Raw genomic sequence first — 8,813 nt, forward strand, 5'->3', positions numbered from 1 at the left:
ACTAACAATATTTTTTCTTGAAAATCTGATTTTTAATTTTAATAAAATGCGAATAAATACATCATAAATACCGTCATATCAGGAACATAGAAAAAATCAATTCATTATAAGGAATTAAAAATTCTAAATTACAAAACATAATACAATTGACTAAAAGTATATAAAATAACAAAAAACCACCCGATTATAGGTGGTTATTTGAAAACATAATATTTGATAGAATATTTAAATACAACGAGTAACGCTCCGTCTTTCTTCTTTAAGTGATAAGGATACGGCATACCGTCTACGTCTATTTCTTTGTCAAAATACCCTTCGGGATCAGTATCTAACACTTCCTTTATGACCCAATCAGGCATTAGATCTTTATCTTTCTCGGCTATCCTGTTCATCGCCTTTCTAATACTATCCTTATCTGACTCAGTCGAAAGCCAAATTACTAAACCTTCTTTGTCATTCGGAATATTTTCTTTACGAATTTGCTCGTCAAATGTGTTGGGATCATTTTTGAACGAACTGATAATAGCTTTATTTGAAACTGTTGGATAAAAAGAATAAAAGCCTTTTTCTTCTTTCAGATCATATTCCTTGAACTTTTTCGCTTCTGAATCAGCGTCTAATCGCCCGCATCCAGCAATAAGAAATAACGCCATCGTGATGATGATCATTAGTTTTCTCTTCATCGTATTTCTCCTTCAATGCCCGTATCGTAATTATACAATATTCCAGTATCTCCTGAAAATGTACGGAGATCCAAATTGAAGCTGAATGTTACAGGGGAAACCTTGAGCTCCCCTGTTACTTCGTAGCAATAAAGAGCGGGGCCCTCAAGCGTGAATGAGGTCACACTTTTTATGCCTTACTTCAGCGCTCCATAGCAATACAGAACAGTAGCCGCTTCTACACAGCCCCCTGTATTGAATTAATTAATGCTTGACCTCCCCTGTGATTAGATGCAAGGAACAAACCGGGCGTTATACAACAAAAAGAGCAGGAATCACTCCTGCTCTCGCTTCTTTATATACCTTTTCCAAATCACCTCAAGCATCAAACAAACTGCTATAAACACGACTAAAATAATTGTGGCCGTAGTCAAGGAAGTATGTTCTCTAATCTCGTACATTATCAATCCAACACAACCAGAAGCTACAAAAATTATGACATTTTTCTTGATCGTTAATTCAATCCGCTGTACTTGTTTCAGTTTCTTATGTTTGATCTTAACAATCCCCATAAACACTATGTATACAGCCGCAATAATAACATTTAAAATCTCAATTTTCATAACAAAATTATTCAAAATCATTAATAGGAACATTAATAATGTCGTATACCACCATATAGACTCGTATTTTTTGTCACTCACACTTGGTACCCCCCCTCTTTTCTCTACATTTTTCTGCCGCTCTATATCAAATCAAAACAGCTCTGTGAATTTTAGATTTTGAACCGGCATTCTCTAATTTTTTTGATCATTGTGTGTCTTCTATACTACGACACGAGCAAATCTGGGTAATCTGTGCTATAATGTGAATGTATCAAAGCCTTAACACTTCATTCAGCAAAAAACCTCTTGCAGACCAACCATCTGCTTAAAGAGGTTTTTTGTTTGTTTCAGTTAAGCTTTCATCCTTCAATCGGCCTTTTTATTTTTTCATGCGTTTTTTCAGAATAGAATCCTTCTGACTCTAGTCTAGCCTATTCTATACATCTATCCATTTCACTCAAATAAGGTTGACCTCTTTCGAGATGATACGATTCGCTTGATCAAGAGTTTGGTTGAAATTAATTGGCCTGTCATAATAATTGTATTGGGCTTTCTTTTCCCCTGTTCTATTGTAGAAAATCCTAAACCAATAATATATCGGATATGCTCTCTGAAAAACAAATTGTCCAGATGGCGTCTCAATATTTGTGAATTTCCAAGCAGACTCTTGCAAATCTTCAACATTTGGCGTTATCTTTGCATGTTGCCTTGAATCCGGAATATGCTCACATACCTCAAACGAAGAACTTTCATCCGTCGAAGTGTGTGCTGTCCCAAAGGATCTGCAAACAATCGGTCGAGAATCATACACTTTGCAGGAGTTTGTATCCGTATCTAACAAAGGACAAGGAAATTTATTTCTTTGAACTAATCTGTGAGCTTCAAGTTGTTTTTTGAATGCCCCGGTATCGGTACCCCCAATATTTTTTTCAAGGTTCCTCCAATCATAAGGCCTCTCTTTTTTCATCTTCTCACACTGGTCTAGAGCCAGATTGTATACTCTCTCTACATCTTTTCCGTCCCAAGATTTCAACTCTCTCATGATTAACTCAAACTCGATTTCTGTTATTGAAAAGTCTTCAAAGCAACAGTTGGCGCAACCGCTATGACATGGAGGTACATAACCAGTGCTTTCTTGATATCCCTTGATTCTATCGTCAATCGCTCGATTCAATTTAAGCAACAAGGCGGCTCTTGACTTTGGATTAATATCACTATGACACTTTTTATATTTTTTGCCGCTCCCGCAAAAACAAGGATCATTCCTTGAAATAGTATCACTCATCTCCCCGGTCATCCCCTTTTCTTTTTTGTCTCTCCTGTCTTTCTTAGAACACAATAACCTTGAAAAACATTTCTGCTCATATATTCCTTCAAGTATTAATATATAAGACGAGACGTGAAGAATTCAATATAGACTATGGCAACCATTCACAGGAAACACCCCCCAGCCAACCAAATCAAGAATCCAGTCGCCAATATTAATACAGAACGGCGTTTCCGGCCGGAGACGTAAATTTTCGATTTTGAGTATGAGGAGCGATGCAACGGGAGCGGAAAGCACGTCAACTTTAAGTTTAGATGAAAAAACTATTGACTTTTTCGTTATTCGGAAATAAAATTATATAGAACGTATGTTCTGACAGTAATTGACCCCCTATTTATTTTTCTTGGCCATATTTTTTATGGCCCTTTTTTGTTTTTCAACAGAGCGGAGCGGATAAGCTCCTAAAAACCCTTTGACTTTTTTTGCTAAGCTAATGTAGAATTTGATTAAGAAATATGTTATTTGCAATTAACAAAGATAAAAAAGACCGCAGGTGCTGGAACACCGTACGGTCAAAGATGTATCAAATTTTCTATATCTTTTTTTGATCTTACTGATTATTTTGTCAGGGAAAAAGCCCATCCCATGGAGGATGGGCTTTTTCTTTGTTGCCTTTGTAGCTTACTGAAAGCTACAAAATTCAATTAAACATGATATATTAACACTGAAGTCGCACCTATTTGAAAAGGAGGTATACACCCAATTGAATAATGCCAGTAATGTATTGAGACTAAAAAGAGCAGAAAAAAAGTATACATTAGATACCGTTGCGAAATTTGCTGGAGTTTCAACGAACTATATTGCTAAGCTCGAGAAAGGTGCAAGCTCTAACCCAGCCGACGAAGTCATTGTTAAATTGGCAAGAACTCTAGGTCTAGACGAAGATTGGCTTTTCTATGCCTTTGATAAGATTCCATTATCGACTAGAAAAGTGCTCAAGGCTAATCCAACCTTGGCTAAAGCGATTTCGGAAATATCGGGTGATGAGAATCTGACAGATCTTGAAAAAGAAGAGTTTCTCACACGAACAATCGACTGTTTTTAAACAGTTTTCAGAAACAAAACAAGGGAAGATTATGATGACAATTGAAAATGACAGAAATGAGAACAAAAGAGTTCAAGATGCTAATGGATCGTTAGATTTCAAAAGATACGTTGATGTTAATGCGTTTCCTGAACACTACCGTCAATGATCTAATTTCAGGATAATGTCCTGCACCCCTAATTTCTAAATATTCACTACTACTAGTTGCCATTCCAGCATGTCCAACAATCCCCTTTGAAAAGGCATCACTCGTAACTAAAATATCACCGGCTTTAGCCTTAGTACCATTCGGATAATTAAAAGCTGATGCTTCAACAGTAAAAACAGATAACATCAAAACAAAAAACAAAACCAAAGAACAAATTTTTTTGATCACAATTAACCCCCTTTCTAAATCCAATAAATAATAATATAGTTATTATAATGCAATTTAAATAGAATAGGTGGTATTTATGAAAAAAATATGCAAAATTGTAATTTTTATAATAATGCTAGGTCTATCTCTTAAAGGTTTATATAGCTTTTACCAAGATTTTTTTTACGGAAACCCTGAAAAAATTAAACAATCAGAAGAAATAATGAGAGACTATTTATACAAAGAGAAAGGCTACGACAGAGAAGATATTGAAAACATATATGGCTTTTATAATTACACACAAGCCAAAGGTAAAAAATACGCCGGAACTGTAATTATGAATGATAAAAAACACACCATGTATGATTATGAAGTACATAATGGTAAAATTTTTGAATTAGATGATATACCAAAAAAAAGAGACTAAGTACCATCGTTTTTTAAAGAGAGAAGAAAAGCAGATTCCCTTATAGAATCTGCTTTTTATTTGACTATTTGAGACTCCCACGACTGAAGTCGCAAGCCCTACACCTTATGGTGTGACGGGTGGGATTCTTGAATGACTAAACGTTCGCAGTCCATTTCTGTTTTGAACAGCCTTCAAGATAAGGGTATCTCATTACCCCTCCTAAGACAGTGCATATAGCATCTTAGGCTGGCTGACTGTTACCATCAACCACAGGTGCATATTGAATATTCATAGCACCGACTAAATCACGATGTTTTTCGAATCCGCACTTACACTTGTATTTTCTATCTTGTGCTTTATTCTTTTCATGGCACTTAGGACACGTTTGACTTGTGTATGCAGGATTCACATACTCAACTTTAATACCTTCTAAATTCGCTTTATATTCAATGAATTGAGTCAGGCGATAGAATGACCAGCTATGCAAGTTTTTTTCGTTTTTACGGCTTGTTCTTGCCGTCTGTCTAATATTCGCTAATTGTTCTAAGCGAATGACAGATATGTTGTTTTCTTTAGCAAAGTTGACAATTGCACGACTAACCTTATGGTCTTGGTCTTTCATCCAGCGTTGCTCTTTATCTTTCGATCTGCGAATAGCATTTAACTTTTTCTTTTTGCCTAACACTTTGCGCTCAGAGCGAAATTTACGCTTTACGTATTTGTTTTGTCTGCCGTTGCCAAAGAAACGCACCTTTTCATCATCTGTTACAGCAACAGCAGGAACTTTAAGCCCTAAATCTACTCCCATTCTTTTTGTTCCTGTTTTTTCGCTTGTAGGAATAGTGACTGAAATTTGAGCAATCCATTTACCTGACTTTTGCGTGATACGAAGTGCGCCTAGCTTGTGCTTGAGCAAATCAAAGTTACGATTGTCTTTGTCAACCAACCTCACTATCATCCCATGTCTAAGACGGGCTACGCCCTGCATGGGCTTTCTCGGAAAATCTGTAAATCACCATCCAAAATAGCAAAACCCCTCGTTATCTTCCGACGAAGGGTTAACTTTTGTTCTATTCACTTTTAGGCGGTCTGTTTTGATCCTTTGACTTTGTGAATTTTGTTGAATATCCAGCGGCCAACAAAAAGACAATAGCAAGGATATATCCTAAGATGCCTTGGTTGAAAACGAATATTGAAATCAAATTAGATGCTATGGCTAAAATGATAAAGATTATTGTGTATATGTTTAAACGCATGTAGGGAAACCTCCCTTATATAGATTTCTTGAACATTGTATCATTTGAGAATCCAAAAAGAAAAGAAGCCAATATTACAAAACATAATACAATTGACTAAAAGTATATAAAATAACAAAAAACCACCCGATTATAGGTGGTTTTTTGAAACATCCTTTTCTTCATACTCAATATTCTGTTCATCAAACCATTCTTTTTGTTTCTGACAATAGAAACATTTCTCGTCGGAATATAAGAATACCAACATTCTCTCACCTTCCCTATAATAGTCGTTAATTTCAAACGGTTTCCCATACCGCCAAAGAGACTTTCATACATTTAAAGAGCAAAATTAATCTCAAAAAACAACCGCTTGCCTCACCCTTTTCTACGATGATTGAAATTCACCAAAGCTTAAGTCTCTTTTTAATCTCCTTATCTTTTCTAAAAAATAAAACAAATCATTTTAATTATTCAAAATAACACTCTCCCCTTAACCAGTTAACGAATCTTTACCGTGTTGATCTCACAAGTTGTTCTCCTGTCCGAAAAGAGGTTTTCCATAACATTCTATAACCCACTTATAATGCTTTATAGCAGATCCATAACGCTTCACATCACCAAATCAATCCATAGCGGCACCCTTGATATGGTTGCTACGATCTCTTCGTAATCAATCGAACTTAATTGACAAATAATATAATGTTTTTTATAATAATTATAAAAATAAACTCTGAAGGGATGTTTTGTGTGAAAGACTTAAAAAGTTTAAAAGACGAAATAATTGAAGAAGGTTATAGTTTTACTGAGAATCCAAGGGAAGCCCTCTATATTCTTAGTGATGGAACAATGATTAGTGGTGATTTCGACTGCGGAATCCGAGGAACTGACCACAGAATGATCGAATCGTTTGTAGAAGGTGCTGACCGAGATGACGAGTCTATATTCTGGAATATCGTACACTATGAGCTCAAGCTGGTAAGAACAGTACCTGAGACTATGGTTGCATTAATTGGAACAAAACAAACCCCGACAGCAGAACAGAAGCGGATCTTAAGTGATGCTGGATACAAAATTGAAAAATACTAAACTTATGTTAAACATACCGCCTTTTTTGGCGGCTTTTTATTTCACAACGTAAAAAGTCATCCCAATGATCGGGATGACTTTTCCTTTTGCCATGTTTTTTCACATGGTAAGTTAAGTTTTTATGTGGCCGCATCATAAGCATCATTGCTTAAAGGGCATTATTTATTTTGGTTCTTATAAAGCACTGATATGCTAATCTTTACGCTAATTATATAGCGTATTCGCTTAAAAATCAAGGAGAAACTTCACTTTTCTCAGTATTCTGTTGGGTTATCTTAATTTTTGTAAACATTTTTACGATTTTTTCGTCGATTAAATCCATCTGATCATCAGTCAATTTAAAAGCTTGATGATTTGCTTTTTTAGGTTTAAAGATTCTCAGTTTGCTTATCGGTCTCATTTGATTCATTTTTGCAAAAGATTTCTTATCGTTTAGACCAGAAATGTTGCCTAAATACACAGTTTCGGGATGCAAATCATCCGGAGTTTGTCCTTCCTTTAAAGACGAGAGAGGAATTACGTTTAACATCGGGTTACTTTTGGAATCATTTTTAACAACCACGGCATAGTGCAATCCACCAAACTCAGCTCCTACATTAAACCCAAAATGAGCTAGAACTATATCTCCCCGTTTGTATCTCTTTAATCTTTTCGGATCAAAGTTTGTTTCCCAAACAAGATATTGGTTTTGTTGTTGGATCCAATCTAAGAATATAGTACCTCGTTTTACATCCATGTTTTCAACAATAAACATCAAATCGTTGAGCAACGATTGATTTCTTTTCATTTGAATTGTATCTTGGCCTATTATTTCAGGCTCGATAACCGGATTAGTCTCATTTTTACTCATAATTTTCCCCCTATCGACTCCATTTTACAACTTTGTTTGTTGTCAGGGGAATATGTTTTTTTATGCACAACTACAAATACTGATACCCGAGATCATCTTCTTTGCCCTTCCGGTTTTAGAGACTTTCAGAATCGAGAAACGGCAATACAATTTCTCATTCACTTGGGAACAGGTTTGTTTTGATAGAAAAAAACAAAAAGACAACATCACCCATAGAAGTGATATTGTCTTTTTAATGTTGTGAAGAAATGATAATGATACTCCTGCATTATACAAAAGTCTCTTCTTCGCTGTCTATATATTTCTAAATTCCGTACCAGATAACTACGATTCCCCAATACAAATCAAACGGACAGAATAAAACACGTTACTATGAATAAGACTAATCCTGCTATTACCCCTCCAGCAAGCAACATTCCCAAAAATTCATTTAAAAAATTTGGTTTTTCTTGAGTTTCTTGATAAAATTTCATTACTCGAAACCTCCGTATGTTATTTAGGAGGGGGGCAACCCTCCTAGATGGCTTAAAGAGCGTTTTGGGTGTCGTACAGTGCATATGAGTGAGGTAATCCTAGCTATCTCCTCATATGCTCGTTTCTTGTAAAACGAATCCTAAGTGTATTTAAGCAATCTTTACTAACTAATCTCGATACGCTCATATCCTCGTTCTAAAATCCTTTCCATTTTGATAGGATCAACAAAATTCAAAGGTTCAATTCTCGAAATATAAGCTCGAAATCTATAGGCCTCAGCATGTATTTCGAGAATTTTTTGTTTATCTCCCTTCATTTCACTCAGCCATAAATCTAGAGCTTCTGCCACCTCTGGAGTGACAAATTCCTTTTCAGCCAACACACTCATCCTCCTCGATTATGAAAATTGACTCCTCCATAAAAATCAACAGCTTTTTCTGTCTCATCCTCTATATTTAAGCGGTATCCTTTTTCTTTTTTTATATTGAATGTAGGTAGTGAAGCTTTCGAAACCGAATTCCTTCGCAACTTCTTCCTCTGATAATCCTTTCTCCATTCTCGATAGCCACTCTTTAAATGAAAATTCAACATAATTCGAATTGTAATCATCAATACCATTTTCCTTTTTCCATTTCGATAGAGTGCTTGGCGATATGTGGAGTTCACGATCAGCAATTTCCCTGTCTGTCATCCGAGAACTAAGTTCATAATATAGCTCACCCGTAAAACCTATATAGTCGAGAACTATTTAGCCCCCTAATG

Annotated in this window: 12 protein-coding genes and 1 pseudogene; 3 read left to right on the forward strand and 10 right to left on the reverse strand. The window is 35.6% G+C overall.

Going from position 1 to position 8,813, the window contains the following annotated elements:
- Nucleotides 1-194 precede the first annotated feature (194 nt).
- From AB447_RS15115 to AB447_RS15125, 3 genes are all read right to left on the reverse strand, one after another.
- Nucleotides 195-683, reverse strand: coding sequence for a hypothetical protein (locus AB447_RS15115; protein ID WP_048353754.1), 489 nt, complete (start codon nt 681-683; stop codon nt 195-197).
- 314 nt (nt 684-997) lie between these two features.
- The gene (locus AB447_RS15120; RefSeq protein ID WP_053075379.1) at nt 998-1,366 is read right to left on the reverse strand and encodes a hypothetical protein; all 369 of its coding nucleotides are present in this window, start codon (nt 1,364-1,366) and stop codon (nt 998-1,000) included.
- Between the two features lie 358 nt (nt 1,367-1,724).
- Nucleotides 1,725-2,552 carry a YkgJ family cysteine cluster protein gene (locus AB447_RS15125; protein ID WP_172796358.1) on the reverse strand — a complete coding sequence of 276 codons (828 nt, stop codon included), beginning with the start codon at nt 2,550-2,552 and terminating at the stop codon, nt 1,725-1,727.
- A 745-nt stretch (nt 2,553-3,297) separates the two neighbouring features.
- Between AB447_RS15125 and AB447_RS15130 the strand changes: the two genes are divergently transcribed.
- Nucleotides 3,298-3,639, forward strand: a complete 342-nt coding sequence (locus AB447_RS15130) for a helix-turn-helix domain-containing protein (protein ID WP_048353756.1) — start codon at nt 3,298-3,300, stop codon at nt 3,637-3,639.
- 91 nt (nt 3,640-3,730) lie between these two features.
- Here AB447_RS15130 and AB447_RS15135 read toward each other — a convergent pair whose 3' ends face one another.
- Nucleotides 3,731-4,015 (reverse strand): hypothetical protein, encoded by a 285-nt coding sequence (locus AB447_RS15135; protein ID WP_048353757.1) that lies wholly within the window; start codon nt 4,013-4,015, stop codon nt 3,731-3,733.
- 76 nt (nt 4,016-4,091) lie between these two features.
- On the opposite strand from AB447_RS15135, the gene AB447_RS15140 reads away from it, so the two are divergent.
- On the forward strand, nt 4,092-4,421 hold the full coding sequence (locus AB447_RS15140) for a hypothetical protein (RefSeq protein ID WP_048353758.1): 330 nt from the start codon (nt 4,092-4,094) through the stop codon (nt 4,419-4,421).
- A 223-nt stretch (nt 4,422-4,644) separates the two neighbouring features.
- Here AB447_RS15140 and AB447_RS15145 read toward each other — a convergent pair.
- A pseudogene (locus AB447_RS15145) lies at nt 4,645-5,349 on the reverse strand (RNA-guided endonuclease TnpB family protein); the annotation flags it as partial.
- A gap of 440 nt (nt 5,350-5,789) precedes the next feature.
- On the reverse strand, nt 5,790-5,906 hold the full coding sequence (locus AB447_RS27535) for a glutaredoxin domain-containing protein (RefSeq protein WP_082634664.1): 117 nt from the start codon (nt 5,904-5,906) through the stop codon (nt 5,790-5,792).
- 482 nt (nt 5,907-6,388) lie between these two features.
- Between AB447_RS27535 and AB447_RS15155 the strand changes: the two genes are divergently transcribed.
- Nucleotides 6,389-6,727 (forward strand): hypothetical protein, encoded by a 339-nt coding sequence (locus tag AB447_RS15155; protein ID WP_048353760.1) that lies wholly within the window; start codon nt 6,389-6,391, stop codon nt 6,725-6,727.
- A 232-nt stretch (nt 6,728-6,959) separates the two neighbouring features.
- Here AB447_RS15155 and AB447_RS15160 read toward each other — a convergent pair whose 3' ends face one another.
- From AB447_RS15160 to AB447_RS15175, 4 genes are all read right to left on the reverse strand, one after another.
- Nucleotides 6,960-7,577 (reverse strand): type II toxin-antitoxin system PemK/MazF family toxin, encoded by a 618-nt coding sequence (locus AB447_RS15160; protein ID WP_048353761.1) that lies wholly within the window; start codon nt 7,575-7,577, stop codon nt 6,960-6,962.
- Nucleotides 7,578-7,921: 344 nt separating this feature from the next.
- Nucleotides 7,922-8,050: a hypothetical protein gene (locus tag AB447_RS27285; RefSeq protein WP_263441289.1), complete on the reverse strand. Its 129-nt coding sequence runs from the start codon at nt 8,048-8,050 to the stop codon at nt 7,922-7,924.
- Between the two features lie 164 nt (nt 8,051-8,214).
- Nucleotides 8,215-8,430 (reverse strand): hypothetical protein, encoded by a 216-nt coding sequence (locus tag AB447_RS15170; protein WP_048353763.1) that lies wholly within the window; start codon nt 8,428-8,430, stop codon nt 8,215-8,217.
- 5 nt (nt 8,431-8,435) lie between these two features.
- A complete protein-coding gene (locus tag AB447_RS15175; RefSeq protein ID WP_057957632.1) occupies nt 8,436-8,660 on the reverse strand; it encodes a hypothetical protein in 225 nt (74 codons plus the stop codon).
- Nucleotides 8,661-8,813: the final 153 nt, after the last annotated feature.

It is taken from the genome of Bacillus glycinifermentans, from assembly GCF_001042475.2.
GTDB classification, from domain to species: domain Bacteria; phylum Bacillota; class Bacilli; order Bacillales; family Bacillaceae; genus Bacillus; species Bacillus glycinifermentans.